Raw genomic sequence first — 22,685 nt, forward strand, 5'->3', positions numbered from 1 at the left:
GGCAAGGTCAGTGCTGATCGGCTGTCGAGCGACCAGGTGGCGCGGATTGTCCAACGCCGCGCCCAATTGGCCGGGCTGGACGGCAATTGGGCGGCGCACAGTTTAAGGTCGGGGTTTGTCACCGAGGCCGGGCGCCAGGGCGTTCCGCTCGGCGACGTGATGGCCATGACTGAACATCGCAGTGTCACCACGGTGATGGGTTACTTTCAAGCGGGTGCACTGCTCGAAAGTCGAGCCACGACCCTACTCAAGTCATCGGTCGCTGATGACGAAGAACCTCCGGAGGGTAATCACCCAAGGTGAGTGGTCGGAACACTTACTCTCCCAATACCGACTAAACAGTTGATCGTATCGATAGCGCGCAGCCCCTTCGCAACAGTCAAAAATCCGCCAGAAGCTCCCCTAAGGGTAGGAATACTCTCGGCCTTTAAGGCAGGTACCGGTCAACTGCTCGGATTGGACCATTTTGCAACCATGTCAGCGGCCTTTTCGCTGGTTAGCGTTTCAAGTTCCACGACTCGGTCAGCAATCTGTGAAAGGCCGCGCGCCGAAATTTCGTTGGGATGATTTATGGCGTCCTCATAAGAAATGCCATCTTCCTGGCGACTTCTCGTGTCGTAACGGTTTTTCAGGACCGACTCAGGACAAGTGAAATGAACATGCGTGATTACTGATCCGAAGTAGTCGCGAAACAGTCTGACCTGTTCCGCTTTTCGCACCGAGTCCACGACCCAAAGGTGTTGCTCAGGCGTCGCCGCTATCTGAGGGAGGGCGACATTTTTCACGATCCAACTGTATTGAGTCTCTAGGTCCAGGGCGTCGCCTAAGCTCTGAAGGTTAGCTCGATCGATGGTAATTCCCCGGCGTTCCGCGAGTTGTCTCAGGTAGGGACTTGACTGCACGGCAGCATACCCATGCCGGGCGATCAGGGCCTCGCGGATCGAGGTTTTCCCCACCGCCAGTGGCCCGCTGATGAGAAGGACGCAGAGATCGTTCATCGCGGCTATAAGCCTATGTGGCCCAAAACGGTTTGCCCCTGTATCGAACGAACCTCGATCACATAGTCCTTGATGTTCGGGATGGAGTAGTCCGTGACTACTTCCACTACCTTCTTGGCCGGTGCCCCAGACCTGGGTTTTACCGGGTAGTCACTGATGCTCATGAAATCCTCAAGGCCTCGCGCGTGAGGCATGGGAAACGTGTTACCCGAGTTCATGCGGCACACCATGATTTTCTCCGCGTAATCTCTGACCAGCGACGCCGTATCGATAGTCAGCACGTCATGGGTGAGCTTTTTGTAGCTGCGCGCATTGAGCAGTTTGAACAGCCGGTGTTCCTCTGCCCACATAAAAACTTTGCTGTTGATCAGCTTGTACCATTGGCTTGGGGTGGTTCCATCGATCAGCGCGTCTTCAAGGCGCTTGGGCGGCATAGGGATCTGATCCCTTAGCACGATAGCGTTGTCTAGTGGCCCTACCGTCACCTTGCTAGGCCGGTGCTGGGTTTCCAAAACCAGGCGCTGAGGCCCAGCGATACCATACCGATCCAGCACTGCGAGGGTGCTCAGCAAGCCGTGCTGTTTAATAGAAGGCCAGGTGCCGGCTTCGGCCATATGGTACAAGCGAGGATAATGGGCGATAAAGGTCTCTAGCTGCATGATGATCCTTGGTTACCACATTCTTCTATCAATGATGTTTCTTTCATTAAACGCGGTTGAAATCATGGAGACAGGAATTCCACTGACCTTCTCGATCTCTTCAATAAAGCGCAGGGTTTGGTCAGAAAGCTGTTCATAGCGAAAGGCAGTTCGGTTCTTGATATCGATGTAGTCCGCAAAGGTTAAGGCGATATCCGTCGGACCATTGAGGATCAACGACCTTCTCAGTTGGGCCCAGTCAAACTCCGCGACTCGGCGTGGCCGATGCGACACCGAGCCAACTTCCGTTTGCGCAAACTCTGCTACCGGAATGCCTGACCGTTCGGCGATGTCGCTGAATTCGATGGGTTGGCTCATGAAACCGGAAGACATTCCCGTCACCGAATCACCGACGCGGATGGGATAGGTTCGGCAGACCATCATCACCTTCCTCACGTGCCTGGGTGACAAGCCGGCTTCGGACAAGCACGCGGCGGCCGTCGTGGCCCTGGAGGTCACGTGCGGGTAAAAGCCGTGGTGAAGGCTGAGCGAGGTCCCTTGAGTCCCTTCAAGCATCACCCTTTTCCCGCCCGAGAGGCAGGTTGCAAAAAACTCCACGGAGTCTCGGATGTAATGCTTGAGGTGGGGAATATCTTTAGCCAGGCGAACTTTCGAATCGGGGACCCTCTCCAGGATTTTCCTGGCCGTGGCACTCCCAATCCCTTGAGCCGTCGAGCCAATCGCCGTCTTAAGAACCCGCTCCTCCCACACAATGTCCGCCTGGTCGATAATCATCGCTTGTGGATCAATGATCACCTTGTCAAAGGTGAGTGCCAGCTCGGTTATTTCTCGCAGCAGCACGTCCAAACTGATCACGGCGCCGGCGCCGATGACTAGGGTGGCGTCTTTATTGCCCAACGCGCCGGAGGGCAACTGCCGGAAGGTGTAGGGCTGGTCGTCAATCCGATAAACCTTGTGCCCAGCATTGGGACCGCCGACGCGGACGAGCACGTCGTACTCAGGGGCCAGATAGTGGGCAATGTTCCCTTTGCCCTCGCTCCCGTATTGCCCACCCACCAACACATCGACCATGGGCAGCGCAATGATGGGACGGTTTTCCAGTCGAGCGATCACTCGCGCGTAGACGTCGTCACGATTACAGCGATCACTGTCAATCACCACGTCTGCGATTTTCGCCAAGGCGTTAGAGTGACGCTCGGTTGAAAAACCAGCCACTTCGTCATAGTCAGCCGTCTCTGCGGCGCTACCACGTTGCTCATAGCGTTTGGCAAGTACGTGCTCACTGGCCTGCAGATGAACGTGGGTCACCAACCAGCCGCTGTGCCGTAGAAACTTGATTTGCTCAGCCGACCTGACCGCATCGACAACCACCAGGGTCAGGTCTTTGTCGTTGATCAAACGTGAGCTGAGCGTATTGGCGAGCCAGCCACCGTTGGTCATCCGGTCAAGCCTTAGGCCCGCATTATGGCGAGCTCTGCGAGAGGTGCCCGTGCTCGGGATAGCGTCTTTAATCAAGTCTTTCGTCTTGATCAGTTTTGCCCCCGCCTTCGCCACCAAGAGCTGAGCTAACGTAGTTTTCCCGGCGCCGACACGGCCAGATAAAACGATGGCTTTGGGTTTCATCCGACTTCCTTGACGGTAGGCTCAAGCGCTTAGGCTTGGGCAGGCAGTTGATAAACAGTTGTTCGAACGCCCTTGTCAACCAACTCTTCAGTGATGAGCTCTTTAATCACCTCCCAGTTTGCCCCCCGTGCCCTGTCCCGACTCTGGGCATATGGACAGAGGCACCAATCTCAAGGGCTTTTTCTCGCACTTGGGACAGACAGGCGGCGAAGGCGGCATAGCTCAGACGCTGGCCTTTTATCGCGCCGTAACCTTTCTGCGCCACCATGTGCGCAAAGCTGATCCCATTACGATGTGCCCCAATGTAAACTTGGCCAAGTGCAGGAATGCGGTCTGCGGCCACGGTTTCTAATTTGTATTGGTTCCAGACGTTAGGGAACTGTTTTTTTACCTGGTGCGCAAACCCACGTCCGCCCCATTGTGCTGGAGTGTTAGGCACCACATGGGCGATAAGCCTCGGGCCGCTGCCGTGTGGTGACAGGACATCCCCTACCACTTCACTTAACGACGGATGATTGAACTCGGTGTCTTGATTGGGACGAAGAATACCGACGACTCGTGGGACCAGGCTTCCAGGGTAGGGAGCGAGGCCCATGCATTCGATTCGGTAACTATTGCCCTGCAGCTCTTCGTCGCCAATCGACGTGAACCCGATTGCACTGGCTTCAGAGACGACGCCTTCGTCGGCAAAAGATTGCCCGGGCCTGATCGGGCAACTCCAGCCCGGGGCCGGAATGACGTAATCAACTCGATAGGCATTATCCTCCGGATGGAAAGAGGCGCAAAACGCCGCACTGGGCGATGTTGCGAGCTTAATGCTTCGTATAAGGCACGCCTCGACCGATACATCGAAGGTTTTTCTGATCTCTGCAACTTGGCGGATGGTCGGGACACTGTCCGCCAACTGGGGAAAACTTCCCAATGGCATCAGCAGTTCGGCGGCGCCGATATTGCACAGCACTTCAAGCTGCCAGTTGTCTCGCCGACTCGCCGTGTCGCCGTTACGGTGGCGGACTTCTTCACTGCAGTCGGCAAACAACGAGTGAGCGACTTCGTGGGCGATGGAGAATCTCAGCCGGCCGCGAGGACGCATGGGATTGTACTCCAGCACCAGGTGACCACTGTCGAGTGGGCGCAGACGGGCGTCGGGAATATCTCCGCGAGCTTCCGTGCGGATATTGAGCAAAGTGGCAAGCGCGAGAGGGTCAAAGGGGGGGCCGCCCCAACCATCGTCCATTGCCTGAAGGACCAGTTGGCGGGCGCGACTTTCCATCGCTATGACAGGATCTTCACCCTCGGCAAAGCTGAGCACCGAAGGGTTGGTCCAGGTAAATTTGGCAGTCATAGAGAAACGCTTCCTGAGGGCTGCAGCTGAGTCGACACATCCATTGTCGCTTGTCTCCATAACTGGGTGAAGTGCTCATATGTCCGAATCAGTCGCCCGCTTCGGCGAAAAGCCTTACCACTGAGTTGCCCAGCCGCACTGTTCGGGGGCTGTGAGCGAAAAAGGTCAGCGCGTCGACAATGCCAGATCGGAGTGGGTTCCGACAAGCGGTTCCCGCTAGCCAAGGATCCGGCACGGGGTGACCATGCGAGGGCTTGCAAGCGCGCCGGCGGCGATCAGCCAACGCCCTGCCTGCTGTTCGCCCCGCGCCTTGTTAAGCCGCGTCCGCTTCACCCCTCAAGCCCCCTACTAGCATCACCCAACCGCGCCGTGCGAAGGTTGCAAAGGGTCGACCTCCACCGGAGAGCAGGAACCTGATGGCCGCTCAAGACCCTTTGATCGGCTGCGATCACCCAGCCAGACAAATGGCGCAGGCCCTGCGGAACAGCGCGGAGCCCCTCGCGTTGGGTCCGCAGCGGCTCCCGCTGGACCGTTGTCCGGTCACGGGCTGCGCGGCGCTGGCCTGCGGGCGAGGCGTCCTGTCGACAACCTCACCTCCGGGAGAGTCGACGCGCCAAGGAGAAGCGCGAAACGGATTCTCAGCCTGACGGCACCCGCCCGTCAAAGCGTATTAAGAACGAACAGGCGTAGCGGACGAATGTACCGATGCACTGTTGCTCATCACTTGGAGATGACGTGACAAGCGGGCCGCTTGCACGTTGCGCGACCAATTCCAGTCAATGGTCGCCACTGAGTTTGCTAACCTGGAAGTTGAGCTCCGTCAGGTGCGGCGAAGAAAGGCCTACCATGAGCGCCAGCGCACTCAAGAACCAGCGCGGCCCGCGTCGTGGCTTTGCTGGATGTCACCCCTGAGTTGTGTGTAGGGGCAGCAGAGCCTGGAATGCCATTCCAGGCTGTGGATGCAAAGGGGGGTTACTCCTAGGCCGCGACAACAGGCCAGTGAACATGCCCGATAATCAGCGCCCTGCTCCAGGAGCCCCTGCATCAAGACGCTTCGCTTGATCAGATAGGCGCGAACTTGCGCGACTTAAAGCTTAATCCACGATCCGTCGTTGATGATTGCCAGCGGGACAGCCCATGACGCCAATGCAAACACTCTACTTCATTCCCAGTCTGGGTCAGGATATCTCCGATTTTGTGCTGCATACCGTACCAATGCGCAGGCAGCGTAAGGTGGCGCGCTATCTTCAGCATTTCGACTTATGGTTGCGCCACACTCGGTACAAATCGCTCAGTGATAGCCTTCTGCCATTGGAGGCATATGTTTATTTTTATCTTTCACATATCAGTTTGTACCCAGGCCCGGCAGAGCCGACAGAACCTAGGAATTACTACCTGCCATTATACGTTGATGATTTGCTCATCAATCGTGAACTGAAGGGCTTGGGTCGACTGAGCAATCGCCAGGCCGCCTCTAGAATAGCCGCCGCCATGAACTGGCAGGAACACCGCTTCGGCAAAAATCTGGACCCCCTGCGTTGCCAGATGAAAAAGCTCTACCGTCAAGCCAAGTCCTTTGCCCACACCACAGAGCTCACGGCGCAGGCAAAACTGCACTCAGTAGAATACCTGGAACTGGTAGGCGATACATGCCGGGGCTTGGACCACTGGGTGAGAGATCTCGCGATGATTGGCCTGATGCACGAAACGGGATGCACCACCTCCGACCTCGCGAGAACACAATGTGCTGATCTGATTTTTGAATCCGTCGATGATTGGCACTTCCAATTCGGCAACGATAAAAAGGCCCGCCTGACGGAGGGTACTGCAATGCTACTGCAGGTGTTGTTAGGTCGGCATCATCACTTGGTAGAGTACCACGGTAAGCATCATCACTTGTTCAGCATGGGGGATGCTCAGGTCGAGTTCGCGATGGACGCACATGCGATAGACGTCGTATTGGAGCGCCGCTACCGCTTTGCGCTCATGGTGACAAGCGTGAACTGCGCTCCAGCTATCGACCTTTACTGTCCAAGCGCAGATCCCTTTCCGGAAGATTTTGTCAGTGAGCTCACGGTCGTAAGATCACTCGATGAAAAACGTAAAAAGGTAGTCAATCTCCAGTTTTCGCTTGATGTTGAGACTGGGCTGCCGCAGGCAGCGTCAACAGCATTGGACGACCATTATTTCTACGTAGATTGGGACGACGCGATTCGTAACGCCAGAATGGCTTTGGCCGCATCGGAAGGTGCAGACGCCTTCGGCATACCTAACGCGCTGGAGAATTCCAGCCTTCGCACCGGTCGGGTGTTCATTTCCGAAGAGGGTAATGAAAACATAACCGGAGTGGGTCGGCGTGAGCGCTAATCACCTTACGCAGCATTGGCTAACGTGACAGCGACGCAACCGTCTCCTTCTGCTCTGCAGCACTCATACCCGACCGACTCAGTTCAGTTGAAGCGGAACGAGCAGAAAAATGAAATGTACAAGTTACGTCATTAGCCAGCACAACCACAGCCCATGCAGCAGGGCGGATTGTACGGTGATAGGTTACGTGGCTTGATTGGGTCGCACAGTCACTGGGCGCAGCTGCGGATAACGTTTGCAATTGCCTGACCATAAAATAGATGACCTCATGAGCCAGTATTTTCAATATCAGCCATTGCTTTTCGCGCCTTCCTTTTAATAGCGTAAATACTTCGTGAATCCGCTTGGAGTCAAGCCATGCTCTGAGTTTCCCGATGACGCATAGCCTCGCTTTCGAGCACAAGTCCGCTGGCGCCTGCACGCCATACCAAAAGCATAGCCAGTCAAGATAGCCGACCAAGTGATACCCTCGTCTAGGGATTTCACTCCCCTCAATGCTTCTCCACATTCCAGCCAACAGCTGGTGGCTCAACCTAATGCCAGGCAAAAAGCGTTTCCTCATCTGCCGGAAGATACATTTCAACGTTGAAACAAGCGCGGTGACAGCCTCATCGTTCAGCGTCTCCTCAACCGGTACGCGACGGCCGATATTCATTGTCCTGTAAAAGCAGGCGTCAGGCCTGCCCTGCCCTGCTGCAATGCTGCACTGAACTTCTAAGAAGAGCGCACGTTGATGTAATGCGAAATCCTGGGTGGCAGAGGAAAATTGCACAGCATTATCGAAATAGACATTGGTGGGCTGACTGATATCAAAATAGATCTTCCGGTCCCTGCCACGATCAAAGATTCGATGCGCTAAAGTCAAACGATCAAGCCCAGATTTATTCAAGTACGACCATCCACCACTGCTTCCTTTGCGCCGCAAGAGTCGACCGCAATGATGGCAACCGTATGGCATATGGAACAACCCGCTGTTCAGTGAATAATCCATGGCCCCACCGCAGGTCCGACAGGCCTGGGTCAACTCCACTTGATGGATCGGACACTGCTGAATCAGTAGGTACTGGAAGAGGGAATAATGCACACCACGCGCCAGACATACCTGGCACACTCTTAACGTGGTGGCGACGCAATCACTGAATGTTAGTGCCGACGGGACTAAAAAAAGGGAGTTTCGTTGAGCGCCATCTAGGGCAAAGCACTCTTGAAGCGCCGCCGGATTAACGGAAGCGCTATGAGCAAGGTTTAGCCATCGGCTACGCTTACCGCCCGCCGGATCCTTTGGCGGGGCGAAGATCCTAACTAGAGTATCGCCTCGGATGACGTTGTAGAGCGAAAACCGACTGAGAATAGAATAGGCAGATTCGTAGACTATGTACTGAGGAGCTACCGGGCAGTACCGAGGCACAACGCTCAGCGTCTTCATATCAGGGACAATTATCATTAGGCGTTCTGGTCAGCAGCTTTAGTATTGAGCGTTGCGGCTAAAAACCATGACTCACGGATAGACCGCAAGCTGAACTCTTTGGTGATGGTATACCCCGGCTGATCCAGATCTACACTGTCGCGCAAGATAATCTCTATGGTCTTGCTGAAATACTGCATGGGAATCTCCATCTTACTTTTCAGCTTCAACTCCTGATAGGCATCACAAAAGGCATCCCACAAGATGTCTTTGACATGCGCTAGCCGAAACCCATTGGCATAGGCTTGCGGCACAAAGAATTTGGTGAACGTCCAGGAGGAGTTGGCCGGATAGGGGGTGCTGTCAAAAAAACCAAGGCAGGTCGCAAAATCTTCTTTCTCACGTATGCCGCGGAAAGGATGCTCGTAAAGCATGAATCGATTGACGATGGCTTCACCTTCCACACCGGCCCTGAGGAATGCTTTTTCTGATCCAGCAACTGCTGTTGCCCGACCAGGATTGGCAGCAGAATCACGCCTTTCAGCCTCAGATCATTGTAGATATCTTTGATCCAGTCGAAGTGTTGCTGCTGAAGTCGTTGAGCTTCATCCATAAAGAGAATAAAGACTTGCCGTGAATCCTTAAGCGCGGCTTGCTCCATAAAATTCACAAGCCGGTGGTGTTTGTTCGAGATACTAACGTTGTCATTCCATTGCTTGTGCCCGACCACTTCCAGCAGTGAATTGGAAAAATTACCTTTTGTCGCGGACACCTCCCGCTTTGCATTGTAAATAACCACTGGAAAATCCGGAAAATCCTGTACCAGGCATTGCTGGCAATAAAGCATCGCCCAAGTCTTACCGTAACGAGTATGCCCCCAGATAACTAAACCTGAGTCTCTGCGCCGGATAGCCTTCAGCACCAATGCGTAGGTCTCACCGATTGAAAAAGTGGGTATTAAGTAGCGCTGATTACAAACGGGGTGGAGCTCAACTTCGATAGGCCGGGTATCCTGGATGTCCATTTGCAGCCTCGTAGTTAAAAAGTGAACACTTTAAGGAGCTTAACTCGATCGTTTGGCGGTACAGACTCCACTGGCAGCGCAACTTCGTCGGATGGTGGAACTGAGGAGACCGACCCCGTATTTTTGTAGAGATTCGTAGCGCTCTCTCGGGTTATTTTGTTGCCTTTCAACTGGAACCTTCGGACCGCTTCGATGAATGATTCATTATCCGAAAAGCGAAACTGCCCATCCTTTACGGCCTTTGAAATCTCCGTTTGCAATTTGTAGCTGTGCGCCGTTGTGGAGTAAGGCGGTGACGGTGTAAGCACACCAATGAACTCCCCGAACTCATCTAGCACGTTGATCGAAGAGACATCTCTGCGCGAATACTCAATGATCATTTTCTGCCCCGCTGAATTACTGCGCAGAACGTCCGCGTTTCGATACTTTTGGTAGGCGAAATTGATGAAGGCGCCCCCATACTTTGCATTGGTCTTCACCGTCTTGACCTCACGAACTTTCGTAAAGGCCGCTTCATGCTGAAAGCGGATAGGTAGCGTGTTCGGTGGCAGCGCTCTGGCGCCCAAACGCAACAGGTAAAGATCCAGAGGCGTGTGGCCCTGAATTGCCGAATGTGGTCGGCCGTTATAATCAGAGATCACAATATCTAGTGCGCTCTCCAACTCATCGAGAGTCAGTAACAACTTTAGCGGTTTTTTTGACTTTGGCGATAAGCGAGTCTTTATCTCATCTTGGGATTCGCTGCCCGTGGTGCCGATTACTCTATGAGAAAAATTTTGTACCAAGTAGAGAAAAAAGCGCTCTACGATGGGACGGTCATTTGGGGTGTGCGGCCTGCCAAATTCCACCACACAACCCAACCTGTCCGTTAAGACCTCAATCACATGCTTCGCCTTATGAGCCCATGCGTTGTCCAGTTTCAATGTGGACCAGGTTTGCCACGCCCCGGCAGTTTCTGAGGGGAAGCCCCCTTCACCGCGATAACGGGTATTGGGTATACATATCTGCGGGCGCGTGTGCGGACTCAGCGCGCGGTAGATTGCCGTAAGCAGATCCACTTGGTCATAGTTGTGCCCTAATGCCAATGAATAGCCCAGCGCACACCGTGAAAACTTCTCAATCAGGCAAACAAGCCAGACCCTGAGAATTTCATATTCCACCGGTTCTCCGTAAGCGTCCGTCTCACGAATAACCAGTCGAATGTCCAGCTTGTGCCCGTCAGCCTCCACCTGTTCTAAAATATCAGAGGGGTCGATATCTCTGGCGTCCTCATTGGCTTCAAACGATGTTAACTCCCGTTCAGCCCGCAACTCCCGATGTTTTTCTTGCAACCATTTTCTGAGGCTACTAATACCTTTGGATTTTTGATTCAGTGGATATTGATCTTCGGGTATTCCACACTCAACGCACTTGCGAACGAACTTTTTGTGAATCGCTATAAAATAGTCTCCGCCCGATTTTCTGGGTTTATAATTACGAGCCTGCGCTCTTAACCAGTCCGCCAGATCTTGGTTTTTTTCAACGAATTGAGTAAAGATCCCGGAATATCCTTGACTAGATGATAAGTCGGGTGGAGCTGTCCGATTATATTTTTTTTCACCACTTCGCTTATAGGGAATTGCGGCTACCCAGCCAGCCGGACTTCCGTTTTTGTCAAGCGTTTCGCATTTCTCTATCGCTCGATAGAGTGTCGAACGGGATATACCGTATTTTTCTTGAATTTCCTCAAGCGAGGCACCCTCCTTTAGGAAGGCCCGGATCGCGTTGATACGATTTTCTGTTGCGCCGCGAATGCTGTCCGGCAAAGTCGTTAAGTCAATCGAACGCCACCGGTCACAATCATGCCCTTCGCGTACGCGCTCTGACCTGGAAAACCGTTGTTCACTCATGCGGGGCGTCTCCATAGCTCAACTGGGAGGCACCACTTAATTTGATCGAACTCAAATTCTTGACGATCAAATATCCCCGTCTGATTAGTTCAAAAACCAGCGCTGCGCCTTTCTCGGAAAACTCCTGCTCAGCCGCCTGCACGGCTGTATTCAGCGATAATTCCTGGCGTGGGATACACTTGATAACGCCCCGTAAATTTCGCTCGGTAAGTGACTCCCTGTGTTTATTAATGTAGGAAAGCATCAGCAGATAGTTTTCGTAACGTGCGTGATTAGATTTCAAAAAATGAAAATCCAAAACTTCGCAGAGGAAGCCGTTGTCATCGGCATACTTTTGAACCTGAGCCGGTGTGCAAGTCCCCAAGTGTAATTTGGAGAATACAATGACTGAAGCGTGCCTATTTTCGAAAGCGAGCGCCACTGGAACCCTTCCTCCGTCGAGTTCGATGAAGCGTTGGTTGACACTCACTTCTTTCACCCAGGGGTCAAACTCTACCTCGGCAAAACGCCACAGCGTAGGACGGCAGAACAAGCTGACTTTTTCGTTTTGCTTATGGCTGAATACGACAAACTCTGGAGCGCCTGCCGGTCTTGAAGGGTGAGAAAGTGGGTCCATGCTCTAGCTCTCAGCTTTTGTATGATAAATCATGCGCTTACAATGTTTCAAAATTATACATGCACTCCGGAGTTTCAATATTGCAGTGGAATTATGGGCGAGAGACCATTCGTCGCTATACCTTTTTGAAATAAAGATATCAAAGGTTATTGCGTCGCGAGACACTAGGCACGAAAATAGCCACCAAAGGCGTGGCCTTTATTGTTATTTGCTTTCAAAATCAATATAATTTGAAGTTATCAGGAAGCGAAAAGCCTTGAATAGAAAGTTTCAAATTTTTAAAGTTTCTATTTTACAATGTCGCAAGGGTTTTTCTTCAACCTCCGTGTCCTTGCACTTCACCTTGCCGCTGCCTCAAGTACCACTTTTGACCTTACTCCAGATCCGCGTGCGCACCCGCTCCAACTTCAGCGGCAACGGCTCTAAAGGAAACAGCGTATCCAGCACCGCTTTCGAAGGATAGACACCGGGATTGTCCCTGACCTTTTCATCAACCAGGCTCCGGGCATCCTTGTTGGCGTTGGCGTAACTGAGATAGTTGGAGGACTGCGCAATCACTTCCGGGCGCAGCATATAGTCGATAAATGCGAGCCCTTGCTGAGGGTTCGGCGCATCGCTGAGCAACACCAGGCTTTCGACCCAGACCGGCGCGCCTTCCTTGGGGATGCTGTACTGAATGTTCCTGCCATTGCCGGCGGCGTCGGCAGCTTTCTTAGCGTCCATTACGCCGCCGGCCCATCCCACTACGGCGCAGATATTGCCGTTGGCCAAGTCCGTAATAAACCGTGAAGAATCGAAGTAGCGAATATGCGGGCGCAGCTTCAGCAGCAACGCCTGGGCTTTTAAATAGTCATCAGGATTTTGGCTGTTATAGGGCAAGCCCAGGTAATGCAAGGCGATGGGGATGATCTCGCCTGGCGCATCCAGCATAGCCACGCCGCATTCACCCAATTTGGCGAGGTTTTCCTCCTTGAAAATCAAATCCCACGAGTTGACCGTTGCATCGCTGCCCAGGATCGCCCGGACTTTATCGACGTCATAGCCAATTCCCGTGGTGCCCCACAAGTAAGGCACGGCGTAGCGATTACCCGGGTCGTTGGTTTGCACCTTCGCCAGAATATCCGGATCAAGGTGAGACAGATTGCTCAGTTGCGCGCGATCCAATTCCTTGAGCACACCGGCCTTGATGAGGTTCGGCAACAGGTCGCCGGTGGCCACCACCACGTCATAACCACTGCGCCCGGCCATGAGTTTGCTCTGCATGACCTCGCTGTTATCGAACACGTCATACGCGGCCTGGGTACCGGTCTGCGCCTGGAAGTTCTTCAGCGTGTCCGGGGCAATAAAGTCGTACCAGTTGTAGATATTGACTTTCGGTTCTGCGGCTTGAGCGCAAAGCACCAGGCTGCTGAAGACCGCAGCCAGACTCCATTGCATGCATCGAATGACGATCATGAGAACTCCCGATTATTGTTATGAGGGGTAAAGCGAGATCAGCGAATCAGCCATTCACGGCGCCCGTCGGCGTGTTCCACGGTCTCACCGGGGAGCGTCAGGCGGCGGTCATTGAGGTAGTGATAATCCGCGCGGGCGGCTTGGACTTGGGTCAGGTCAAGGCTGATCATTTGCCGTGTTTCCTCGCGCCCGGCTTCGAACAGCACACGGCCAAACGGGTCGGCCACAGCGCTGCCGCCGGCAAACACCAGGCCGTCATCGCCCTGCCCCACGCGATTGACCATCACGCTGAACACTTGGTTTTCCTGGGCTCGGGCCATGATCGCGGTGCGATGCACCGGGCCGTAAGGGTCCATGTTGCCGTTGGTGATGATGATCAACTCTGCGCCCAGTTGGGCGAGTGCGCGTGCGGTTTCCGGCAGTTCGATGTCGTAGCAAATCAGAATGCCGATACGCACACCTTTGAAAAGCACCGTGCCGAAGCGGTCGCCGGGAGTGATGTCGCCCCGCTCCGAGGGCCACAGGTGTGTCTTGCGGTAACCCAGTGAGAGCCCATCAGGCGTAACCAGTACCGAAGTGTTGTAGAACACGCCCGCATCGTTCTCGACCAGGCCGATGACCACCGAAACACCCCGTTCGCGTACTGCCTGTTGCACGGCTTGCAGCGTCGGGCCTTCGAGGGTTTCTGCAACCGTTGCCAGCTGATCACCGGCGACGAAGCCCATCAAATGGGTTTCAGGAAACACCAACAGGTCGGTGTCCGCGTCGCAGTGGGCGATGGCTTCCAAGGTACGCCTCAGGTTATAGGCGGTATCGCCATCACGACCGGCTAACTGCATGAGTTCAATGTTCATGGCTGATCCTTGCGTATAGTTGAGGCCGTGCTGACACCGTGTGTACTCAGGCCTGAAATGAGTATGGGCTGTACCCACCTGGCAAAAAATCACTTCGATGGGGTACCCCCGAATGGGTAGTGAGATGAATCTGACGTTGCAGGACGTGGCTTGGCATGACTCGATTGGCCGGTTGATCGAGACCCTGGACCGCCCGCACTTCTGGCGATCAATGGCGCGCTTGCTCGGCAGATATGTGCCGCTGGACACCTGGGTGGTGCTGATCTTCAGCGACGGCAGGCCTCAGGTTCTCGCCGAATCCCAGAATGAAGATGGCAGCAGCGATTCGCTGTTCCAGGACTATCTCAAAGGGCTCTACCTGCTCGATCCCTTTTACCTGGCCAATCGGGAATCGCCGAAAAGCGGGCTGTTCCAACTGGATGATGTCGCCCCGGAATGCTTCGAGCAGACCGACTATTACCAACGCTACTTTCGCCTGAACGTCGTGGCTGACGAGATTCATATAAACGTGCAACTGGACCTTGAGCGGACCCTGAGCCTGTCACTGGGTAGCCACTGCCGCTTCAGCCAGGAGCAGATCGCCTTATTGAGGCTGATCCAGCCGTGGGTGGCCGGTTTGATGCGCCAGCGTTGTGTGTTTGAACAGGAACTCAAGAGCACACCGGAACCGGCAGCGGACTGGCAGGAGCGTCTGCAGTCACCCACGCCGCAAATCAGCTCCGCACTGTCGGTCCGCGAAGCCGAGGTTGCCCAATTGATGCTCAGTGGCTGCTCGAACAAAGAGATCGCGCGCAAGCTGGCGATCTCGGCCGAGACCGTGAAGGTGCACCGCCGGCACCTGTACAATAAGCTGGGGATCAAGTCCCAGTCTGAGCTATTCCTGTTGTTTCTCCAGGCTCAGGACTAGGCCTTCAAGGCTGAGGTGCCCAACCGACTTTCGCCATCGCCGCCAACAACTGGTCAGACTTGAGTGCCAGTGCTTTTCTGCCGCGACCTTGCACGTCGTCGGCGGCCAACATCGCGTTGAGGATCGCCTCCTCCACAGCATCCGCTGCGGCCACGAACAAGGCCGTCATGTAGTCGTTGTTGACCATTTTCAATGGCGTCGTCGCGGGGCCCGGATGGCCCAGATTGGCAACCGGCAGGCCGCTGTTGCCTACTGAAAACGCGATGAAGATATCCCCACTGTCGTCTTCCGTACCGCCGCCGACCCGTGCCAACCCGATACTCGCGCGCTGGGCCAGGCGCGTGCACTGATGAGGCAGCAATGGCGCATCAGTAGCGATCGTGATCACGATGGAACCCATGCCGGGCACGCCAACATTCACCGGGCCGCTGTAGGGCGAAGGTATGTCCTTCAACACGCTGCCCACGGGGTAACCCACGACACGTAATGCATCGCGCACACCATAGTTGGCCTGCACCAATGCACCGACGGTCCAACCGCCCTCCTCGCTGCTCAGAACCCGCGATGACGTGCCAATACCACCTTTGAACTCATGGCAGATCATGCCAGTGCCGCCGCCGACGCAACCTTCCTGCACCGGGCCGCTGCGGGCATCGGCCAGGGCGGCGTGAACATGTTCGGCGCTGACGTGTTGGTCCCAGATATCGCTGAGGATGCCGTCGTAGGTTTCCAGCACCACCGGCATGCACCAGTAGGTGTGTTGCTTACCCATGTCGCGCTCTGCGGCCACCAGCGCATCGCGTACCACGCCGACGCTGTGAGTGTTGGTGTAGGCAATCGGCGTGGTCAGCAAACCCGCTTCGCGAATCCATTCAAGGCCGGTGGCGTCACCGTTGCCGTTCAGTACGTGAACGCCGGCAAAACACGGAGCCAAATGGGCCGCAATCGGCCGCGGCTCGATGATGGTCACACCGGTGTGTATCGAGCCATCGCGGCTTTCAGCATTGAGTGTGTGATGACCCACCCTTACACCGGGCACATCAGTGATGCCGTTGAACACCCCAGGTGTGCCTGTACCGATTGCGATGCCAAGGTCTCGTAAGCGCATGTTTTAACTCTCAATAATCGAGTGAATAACGTGCTGCGAGTCTAGGTTGGGGACTGGCCGCTGGCGATAACCCCCAATTGTTACCCCGGGGGCGTTAGGTCGGCATCAGGTCCATTTAGGCGTAAGATCTGGATTAGCTCTGTTATAAACTGCTGATTACTTTATTTTCCGTCCAGCCAGGTGATGTATGGATCCTCTGTCCGACGTCCTTTCATTGTTGAGGGTGCGTAATTACCACTCCGCCACACTCTCCTTGGGCGGCGATTGGGCATTCACCTTTCCTGAGCGCGAAGGCATCAAGTTCACGGCGCTGGTCAAGGGCAGTTGCTGGTTGCATGTGGAAGGCGAACGGCAGCCGCAGCGCCTTCACCAGGGCGATTGTTTTCTCATGACCCGCGGCATGCCTTTTTCGCTCTACAGCGATTTGTCCCAAGCGGTGATGAACTCCGACGGACACTTTCGAACGCTCGCGGCGGACGAGTTGGCCCTGCATTACGGCGGTGACGACATCCAGCTGGTCGGTGGCCGCTTTGACTTCAGCGGTGTACCCGCCCAGTTGTTGCTCAGCAGCCTGCCTTCATTGGTCCACGTGCAGGCCAATGAACCGCAGGCATCGATCCTGCGCTGGGCGCTGGAGCGGTTCACCTCGGAACTGCAGCAGAAGCGCCCTGGCCGCTCACTGATGAACGAACACTTGGCGCACCTGATGCTGGTCGAGGTGCTGCGTACCCACCTGGCGAACCTGGACAGCAGTGGCGTCGGTTGGTTTTACGGCTTGGCCGACCGTCACCTCAGCGTCGCCCTGAGCGCGATCCATGCTGACCCGGCCCATCGTTGGAGTGTCTTGGAACTGGCGCAGCTGGCAACCATGTCGCGCTCGGCGTTCGCATTGCGCTTCAAGCAGGTGGTCGGTGCTGCACCGATGGAGTACGTGACGCGCTGGCGCATGTTGCTGGCCAGCGACCGGCTGAAGAGCTCCGATGACTCCATTTCCACCATCGCGTTTTCATTGGGCTATGAGTCCGAGAGCGCCTTCAGCACGGCGTTCAAGCGCGTCATGTCGCAGTCGCCCCGTCACTATGTGCGCGAGCACACCGCCCAGGCTTAATGCAGGCCGCCGCCGACTATCAGGGTTTCACCGGTAATCCAGCTTGCATCCGGCGACGCCAGGAACGCGACGGCGGGTGCAATGTCTTCGGGCTGACCGATGCGGCCCAGCGGCGTAATGGCTTCGATCTTCTGGCGGAAAGCCTCTTCGAAAAAGCCGCTGGCATGCACGCCTTCGGTGACGACCAACCCTGGGTTGACCGAATTGACACGGATATTCCTGGGGCCTAACTCATTGGCCAAGGTACGGGTAATAGCATCGACCGCCGCTTTGGACGCGGTGTACACCGTCGAGTTGGCCGGTGTGAACGAGGTAACGCTGGAACTGATGTTGACGATGCTGCCACCCGCCGAATTGAATACCTCAACCGCTGCCTGAGTACATTGAATCAGCCCCAGGACGTTGAGGTTGAATTGGCGGTGGAACTCCTCCTGCGTAATGTCAGCCAACGGGTTGGTCGAATAGACGCCGGCATTGTTGACCAGGATGTCGAGGTGGCCATGCTCATGCACAATGGTTTTGAACAGAGCCTTAAGGTCAGTGCTGTTGGAAACATCGGCCTGCACTGCGTAGGCCCTGGCGCCAGTCTGCAGAATCTGTTCGACCACGCGGTCGGCATCCTCACGACTGCTGGCGTAGTTAACGATCACGGTGGCGCCATCCTTGGCCAATTGCCTGGCAATCGCCGCGCCGATGCCTTTGGAGGCACCGGTCACCAGAGCGACTTTCTTGTGCAGCTTTTTCATGTTCACACCCTTCTGTTGCTGGCTGAAAATCAGTCAGTCCAGCTTAGGAGCAACGCCCAGGCGGGTTAATAGCCAGTCCTCCAAAAAAGCTTCGCGATCGTCCAGCCGCGATACGCGGTGACGCGGGCGTGATTTCCCTCAGTACGCAGTCCCATGTGTTCGTAAATACAGCTGAGTCGGTGCCGTCAGCGCTCCATTATCAGGTCATACTGACGGGCCGACACTTATGCGTGCGTGAGGTACCAGCGCCAGTCCTGCTCCCCGACTTCGGCGTTGAATTTACGGAACTCGCGCCATTTGATCGCCAGATACACTTTAAGGAATTCGGCTCCCAGCGCCTCGTGTGCCCAAGCTGAATCTTGCAGGGCCTGCAACGCTGTTAGCCAGTCAGTAGGCAGGAAATCAGTTGCCTGTTCATACCCATTTCCTTCAATCGCCGCGCCGGGATCGCTTTGACGAGTGATGCCGTAGTGAATGCCCGCAAGTAATGCGGCAGCGGCAAGATACGGGTTGGCATCGGCCCCGCAAATGCGGTGTTCGATGTGCCGACTTATTGCGGGGCCTCCGGGGACGCGGAACGACACCGTGCGATTGTTTACTCCCCAACTTTTGGCCAACGGCGCGTAACTACCGGTCTGGAACCGGCGATAGGAATTGGCATGGGGGCAAAATATTGCCAGCGAGTCAAACAGGGTCGCCATCATCCCGCCAATTGAGTGACGCAACAGTGGCGTACCCTGTGGGTCTTCGCTCGCATACAGGTTATTACCCTCCTCGTCGGCCAGGCTGACGTGCAGGTGCATACCGCTGCCGGCCTGGTCGCTGAACGGCTTGGCCATGAAGCACGCTTGTAGTCCATGTTTGTTGGCTACACCTTTGACCAGGCGTTTGTAACGTACGCCTTCATCAATAGCCTGAAGCGCATCGAAACGATGCTCCAGCGTCAATTCGACTTGGCCTGGAGCGTACTCGGAGATGGCCGTACGTACCGGCAGCCCCTGTAGCGCGCACGCAGCGTAGAGGTCATCAAGAAAAGGTTGAAGCTGCTCCAACTCGTAAATGCCATAAACCTGCGGTGCCTGAGGGCGGACGCCATTGGTCTGCAACGCTGGCTGCGGCCGACCATTGGCATCGCGTTGTTGGTCCAGCAGGTAGAACTCTAATTCAACGGCCATTACCGGGTGGAATCCATCGGCTTTCAGCCGGTCAATGGCATGCACCAGTACGTGCCGCGGGTCGGCCGGTGCGGCGGGAATGCCTTGGGTCGGGTGCATGCTTACCTGCACTTGGCCTGTGGGATGAGTGCGCCAAGGTTGCAAGGTCAGGCTTCCCGCTAACGGGTAGGTCCAGCAATCGGCATCAGCGACATCCCAGACCAAGCCAGTGTCTTCTACGTCTTCACCCTGCACGGTCAAGGCGAGAATGGAACTTGGCAGCGGCCGACCACTTTCGTAGATCGCCAATAGTTCGTTGCGATGCAACAGTTTGCCGCGTGGAACACCGTTTGCGTCGATAAGAAACAACTCGATGCTCAGTACTTCAGGGTGGGCGGCCAGATAATCTACGGCCTCTTTTTTATCAGCAAATTGCATGTCAAACCTCTTGGCGCTCATTCAAACGACTGGACAGTATTTAAGAACAATGGCGTTTTCAGGCGTGCAGTTATGAAGGGATAACCCGCGCTCCAGGTAGGGCAAGCAGCGTGGAAAGCGCGTTATCCAACTCACCGATCAGCCTGTCGATATCCGCATCACTTGTTTGCGGACAGCACAGGGTCATGTTGTGAAAAGGCGTGATCAGGATTCCGCGATTGATCAGATAAAGATGCAGCGCCATTTGAAGGCTGTCATGAAAAGCCGCCTCGGCTTGCGCGCCTGTTCTTGGCGAGGTAGCACAGAATTGAAACTCACAACGCGCGCCCAACTCTGTGACAGACCAGTTCAGTTGGTGCCGCTTGAACAACCCTCGAAATCCCTGGGCCAGCCTTGAGGCCAGGGGCAACATGTGCTCGTACGCAGACTCCGTCATGACCTCTTCGAGACTGACGCGCATGCAACGCATCGCCAGTGCGTTGGCGGACAGCGTCGTTCCCATGCCACTGTGGCCATGCCCGCCGCTCTCCTCGCTGATGGTCTTCTGGACGTCGCGCATGGCCGAGGCGACTGGCTCGCTAACGCCAAACACCGCGCAAGGCACGCCACCGGCAATGGGTTTACCCACCACGAAAAAGTCGGGTTTCAAATCCCACTGGCGAGTGCATCCACCGAGGCCGGTGGAAATAGTGTGGGTCTCATCAATGACCAACAGGCTGCCATATTTAAGGGTCAGCTCCCGGCACTTTTGCATGAACCCCGGATCCGGCAGGACCATGCCAATGTTCGTCATTGCCGGCTCGCACATCAGCGCGCACACATCGCCCTGGGCTAACGCCGCCTCCAGTGCGGCGACATCGTTGAAGGGGATGGATCGACTGTATTGGCTCAAGTCGTAGGCTTGGCCCACAAGACCTGAACGGGGCACTGTTTTGCCATCGCGGTAGCGCACCATCACGTCATCCACGGTGCCGTGGTAGCAGCCATCGAACACCAGCAAGACGTTGCGCTGGGTGATAGCGCGCGCCCAGCGCAGCACATACCGGTTGGCGTCAGTCGCATTGGCGGTCACTTGCCAGTAAGGCAGCTCGAATCGCTGAGCCAGCAATTCGCCGCAGATCACCGCGTCTTCGCCCGGCAGCATCGTGGTCAAGCCATTATTCGCCTGCTCGGTTATGGCGCGGACAATAGGATCAGGTGAATGGCCAAACATCGTGCCGGTGTCGCCCAGGCAAAAGTCTATGTATTCATGCCCGTCAACGTCGGTGAAGCGCGCCCCTTTTGCACGCTGGACAAAGAGCGGCGAAGGCATCGACCAGTCGCTCATCCAGTGCATGGGCACACCGTTGAACAGATTCGCCTTGGCGCGCTCGGCCAGCGCCAGTGAAGTTGGGTTGTTTTCTATAAACCGGGCACGCTCGGAAGCGGTTAAAGCAGCAATCGCTGATTCACTAATTCCACTTTTCGACATGATCAATACCCTATGTTAATTACCAAATTAATTAAAAGTTCGTTGCTGAATGACAGCCGGATACCGCTCAAAGAACTCAACTGTTCTTTGATACATCGCGCTTTTATAAACCTCGGTTATAGCCCCCCGCCCAATATCGTGGATTGAGCGCGCTGGAGCGTATTCAAACTTAATAATCGCCGTGAGAGGCTTTGCTCTCGATCAGACAGTTCCCGCCATCCACCACGAGGACTTCCCCCGTGATGTAACTGGCGTCAGGCGATGCCAGAAATGCAACCGCCGCCGCTTCGCGGGGGCCACGCTGTTGACGGTAATCCCCTGCTTGGCGACTTCAAGCGCAAGCCCATGTTCATGCCCACCCTTGCGCCCGCTGCACCCGGCCTGCGTGCGATCGCCATACCAATACCCGCTTCACTCCCGGCACCACTGACAAGTGCCACCTGCCCCCTCAAATCAGTATTTAACATGGTGTACCCCACGTACTTAATTGGTAATAGGGGTGGAAATTAGGCGAATAAATCTGATAAATAAAGACGATCATTATCAGAAGATTTGACAACTGCTATGGCCTTTACCAGTGAGTCACTCAAAGTTTTCCTTGCGGTTGTCGACAGCGGCTCCTTTTCTGCCGCCGCACGCAAATTGGGCCGGGTACCCTCGGCCATTAACATGGCGGTATCGCAGCTTGAAGCAGAGCTGGATTTATTGCTGTTCGATCGGTCAACCCGCAAAGCCATTCCTACGGCCGCCGCCAAAGCACTGGAGCCCCAGGCACGCCAGGTTGCCAGCCAGTTAAACCTGCTGGACGCCCATGCGCTCCAGCTTCATCAGGGGTTGGAGGAGCGCTTGGTCCTTGCGATGGCGCCGGAGTTGCAAACAGGCGTATGGAATCGTCCGCTGTCCATTATCGCCAGCGAGTTCCCCACGCTTGAAATCGAGATTCGCTCCGCGTCGCATCCGGAGGCGATGCGCATGCTCCATGACGGGCGTGTGCAATTGGCACTTGGATTTGAACGACCAGGGCTTGACGAGCGGGAGACGTTTCTTGAAGCAGGGAGCCAATTGTTGGTAGCCGTTGCCTCTCCTGATCATCCTGCGGCCGCCGGCAAGAAACGCCCTTTGAGTGAAGAGCAGCTGGTCAACGTTCGGCAGATCATCGTTGCGACTGGAGGCCCTACAGACTCTGATCCACGTGTTGTGCTGTCACGGCGGATTTGGCACAGCGACAACTATCTGGCAACGCTGGACCTGGTGCAGCAAGGATTGGGCTGGGCTTATCTTCCACAACCGCTGGTACAACCCCTGATCACTTCGGGCGCATTGACGGAGGTGGTGTTTGACTACATGCCAAGTCAGATGCGGTTATGGGTCGATATCATCTGGGTAAAGAACCGCCCCCTGGGGCTGGCAGCGAGTCGCTATCTGAGCCTGATGCGCAAAATTGCCGAGGGCGAGCCTCGGCGTGTTTAAGGAGTAAAAAATACTGCTTGCGGTATGGCTCATTCATCAGATAGCCCG

The 22,685-nt window shown here is 55.3% G+C and carries 20 protein-coding genes and 2 pseudogenes; 5 read left to right on the plus strand and 17 right to left on the minus strand.

The features are described from left to right. Positions 1-303 (plus strand): tyrosine-type recombinase/integrase (locus JFU58_RS20900; protein WP_201142054.1); only part of this gene is annotated, 303 nt, incomplete at its 5' end. A 140-nt stretch (positions 304-443) separates the two neighbouring features. On the opposite strand, the gene JFU58_RS20905 is transcribed toward JFU58_RS20900, so the two are convergent. The 4 genes from JFU58_RS20905 to JFU58_RS20920 form a co-directional block, all read right to left on the minus strand. Next, positions 444-998: an AAA family ATPase gene (locus JFU58_RS20905; RefSeq protein WP_201142056.1), complete on the minus strand. Its 555-nt coding sequence runs from the start codon at positions 996-998 to the stop codon at positions 444-446. Positions 999-1,003: 5 nt separating this feature from the next. Further along, complete coding sequence (locus JFU58_RS20910) at positions 1,004-1,657, minus strand: DUF7002 family protein (protein WP_201142058.1); 654 nt, start codon at positions 1,655-1,657, stop codon at positions 1,004-1,006. A gap of 12 nt (positions 1,658-1,669) precedes the next feature. Further along, positions 1,670-3,280: an adenylosuccinate synthetase gene (locus tag JFU58_RS20915; RefSeq protein WP_201142060.1), complete on the minus strand. Its 1,611-nt coding sequence runs from the start codon at positions 3,278-3,280 to the stop codon at positions 1,670-1,672. Positions 3,281-3,386: 106 nt separating this feature from the next. Further along, positions 3,387-4,625 (minus strand): ImmA/IrrE family metallo-endopeptidase, encoded by a 1,239-nt coding sequence (locus tag JFU58_RS20920; RefSeq protein WP_201142063.1) that lies wholly within the window; start codon positions 4,623-4,625, stop codon positions 3,387-3,389. A 1,137-nt stretch (positions 4,626-5,762) separates the two neighbouring features. Here JFU58_RS20920 and JFU58_RS20925 point away from each other — a divergent pair. Then, positions 5,763-6,992 (plus strand): hypothetical protein, encoded by a 1,230-nt coding sequence (locus JFU58_RS20925; RefSeq protein ID WP_201142065.1) that lies wholly within the window; start codon positions 5,763-5,765, stop codon positions 6,990-6,992. A gap of 19 nt (positions 6,993-7,011) precedes the next feature. Here JFU58_RS20925 and JFU58_RS20930 read toward each other — a convergent pair whose 3' ends face one another. The 8 genes and pseudogenes from JFU58_RS20930 to JFU58_RS20955 all read right to left on the minus strand — a co-directional run bounded on the left by JFU58_RS20930 (position 7,012) and on the right by JFU58_RS20955 (position 14,235). Beyond that, entirely contained in the window at positions 7,012-7,983 is a 972-nt protein-coding gene (locus JFU58_RS20930) for a hypothetical protein (RefSeq protein ID WP_242488305.1), read from the minus strand. Between the two features lie 42 nt (positions 7,984-8,025). Continuing rightward, positions 8,026-8,436, minus strand: a pseudogene (locus JFU58_RS32645) (hypothetical protein); the annotation flags it as partial. After that, entirely contained in the window at positions 8,436-8,597 is a 162-nt protein-coding gene (locus JFU58_RS32315; protein WP_242488306.1) for a hypothetical protein, read from the minus strand. The pseudogene JFU58_RS32645 and the gene JFU58_RS32315, both read right to left, overlap by 1 nt. 80 nt (positions 8,598-8,677) lie before the next feature. Then, positions 8,678-9,421: an ATP-binding protein gene (locus tag JFU58_RS20935; RefSeq protein ID WP_242488307.1), complete on the minus strand. Its 744-nt coding sequence runs from the start codon at positions 9,419-9,421 to the stop codon at positions 8,678-8,680. A gap of 14 nt (positions 9,422-9,435) precedes the next feature. After that, a complete protein-coding gene (locus JFU58_RS20940; RefSeq protein ID WP_201142069.1) occupies positions 9,436-11,310 on the minus strand; it encodes a helix-turn-helix domain-containing protein in 1,875 nt (624 codons plus the stop codon). Beyond that, positions 11,303-11,926: a hypothetical protein gene (locus JFU58_RS20945; protein ID WP_201142071.1), complete on the minus strand. Its 624-nt coding sequence runs from the start codon at positions 11,924-11,926 to the stop codon at positions 11,303-11,305. The genes JFU58_RS20940 and JFU58_RS20945 overlap by 8 nt, the downstream gene beginning before the upstream one ends. Before the next feature lie 354 nt (positions 11,927-12,280). Further along, positions 12,281-13,381, minus strand: a complete 1,101-nt coding sequence (locus tag JFU58_RS20950; RefSeq protein WP_201142073.1) for a polyamine ABC transporter substrate-binding protein — start codon at positions 13,379-13,381, stop codon at positions 12,281-12,283. 38 nt (positions 13,382-13,419) lie between these two features. Continuing rightward, a complete protein-coding gene (locus JFU58_RS20955) occupies positions 13,420-14,235 on the minus strand; it encodes a carbon-nitrogen hydrolase family protein (protein ID WP_201142075.1) in 816 nt (271 codons plus the stop codon). A gap of 124 nt (positions 14,236-14,359) precedes the next feature. Here JFU58_RS20955 and JFU58_RS20960 point away from each other — a divergent pair, with 124 nt between their 5' ends. After that, positions 14,360-15,142 carry a helix-turn-helix transcriptional regulator gene (locus tag JFU58_RS20960; RefSeq protein ID WP_201142077.1) on the plus strand — a complete coding sequence of 261 codons (783 nt, stop codon included), beginning with the start codon at positions 14,360-14,362 and terminating at the stop codon, positions 15,140-15,142. A gap of 4 nt (positions 15,143-15,146) precedes the next feature. On the opposite strand, the gene JFU58_RS20965 is transcribed toward JFU58_RS20960, so the two are convergent. Then, positions 15,147-16,250, minus strand: coding sequence for a DmpA family aminopeptidase (locus JFU58_RS20965; protein ID WP_201142079.1), 1,104 nt, complete (start codon positions 16,248-16,250; stop codon positions 15,147-15,149). A 187-nt stretch (positions 16,251-16,437) separates the two neighbouring features. Between JFU58_RS20965 and JFU58_RS20970 the strand changes: the two genes are divergently transcribed. Next, entirely contained in the window at positions 16,438-17,358 is a 921-nt protein-coding gene (locus JFU58_RS20970; protein WP_201142081.1) for an AraC family transcriptional regulator, read from the plus strand. Here the strand turns inward: JFU58_RS20970 and JFU58_RS20975 are convergent. The 4 genes and pseudogenes from JFU58_RS20975 to JFU58_RS20990 form a co-directional block, all read right to left on the minus strand. Beyond that, positions 17,355-18,104 carry an SDR family NAD(P)-dependent oxidoreductase gene (locus JFU58_RS20975; RefSeq protein ID WP_177025382.1) on the minus strand — a complete coding sequence of 250 codons (750 nt, stop codon included), beginning with the start codon at positions 18,102-18,104 and terminating at the stop codon, positions 17,355-17,357. The two genes, JFU58_RS20970 and JFU58_RS20975, sit on opposite strands and share 4 nt — an antisense overlap. A gap of 224 nt (positions 18,105-18,328) precedes the next feature. Next, positions 18,329-19,696 (minus strand): glutamine synthetase family protein, encoded by a 1,368-nt coding sequence (locus tag JFU58_RS20980; RefSeq protein ID WP_017480305.1) that lies wholly within the window; start codon positions 19,694-19,696, stop codon positions 18,329-18,331. 70 nt (positions 19,697-19,766) lie between these two features. Next, the gene (locus tag JFU58_RS20985) at positions 19,767-21,167 is read right to left on the minus strand and encodes an aspartate aminotransferase family protein (protein ID WP_201142083.1); all 1,401 of its coding nucleotides are present in this window, start codon (positions 21,165-21,167) and stop codon (positions 19,767-19,769) included. A gap of 169 nt (positions 21,168-21,336) precedes the next feature. Next, a pseudogene (locus JFU58_RS20990) lies at positions 21,337-21,524 on the minus strand (SDR family oxidoreductase); the annotation flags it as partial. A gap of 207 nt (positions 21,525-21,731) precedes the next feature. Between JFU58_RS20990 and JFU58_RS20995 the strand changes: the two are divergent. Then, the gene (locus tag JFU58_RS20995; protein ID WP_063030165.1) at positions 21,732-22,637 is read left to right on the plus strand and encodes a LysR family transcriptional regulator; all 906 of its coding nucleotides are present in this window, start codon (positions 21,732-21,734) and stop codon (positions 22,635-22,637) included. The last annotated feature ends 48 nt before the right edge of the window (positions 22,638-22,685 follow it).

The sequence above is a fragment of the Pseudomonas sp. TH34 genome (genome assembly GCF_016650865.1).
GTDB lineage: Bacteria > Pseudomonadota > Gammaproteobacteria > Pseudomonadales > Pseudomonadaceae > Aquipseudomonas > Aquipseudomonas yamanorum.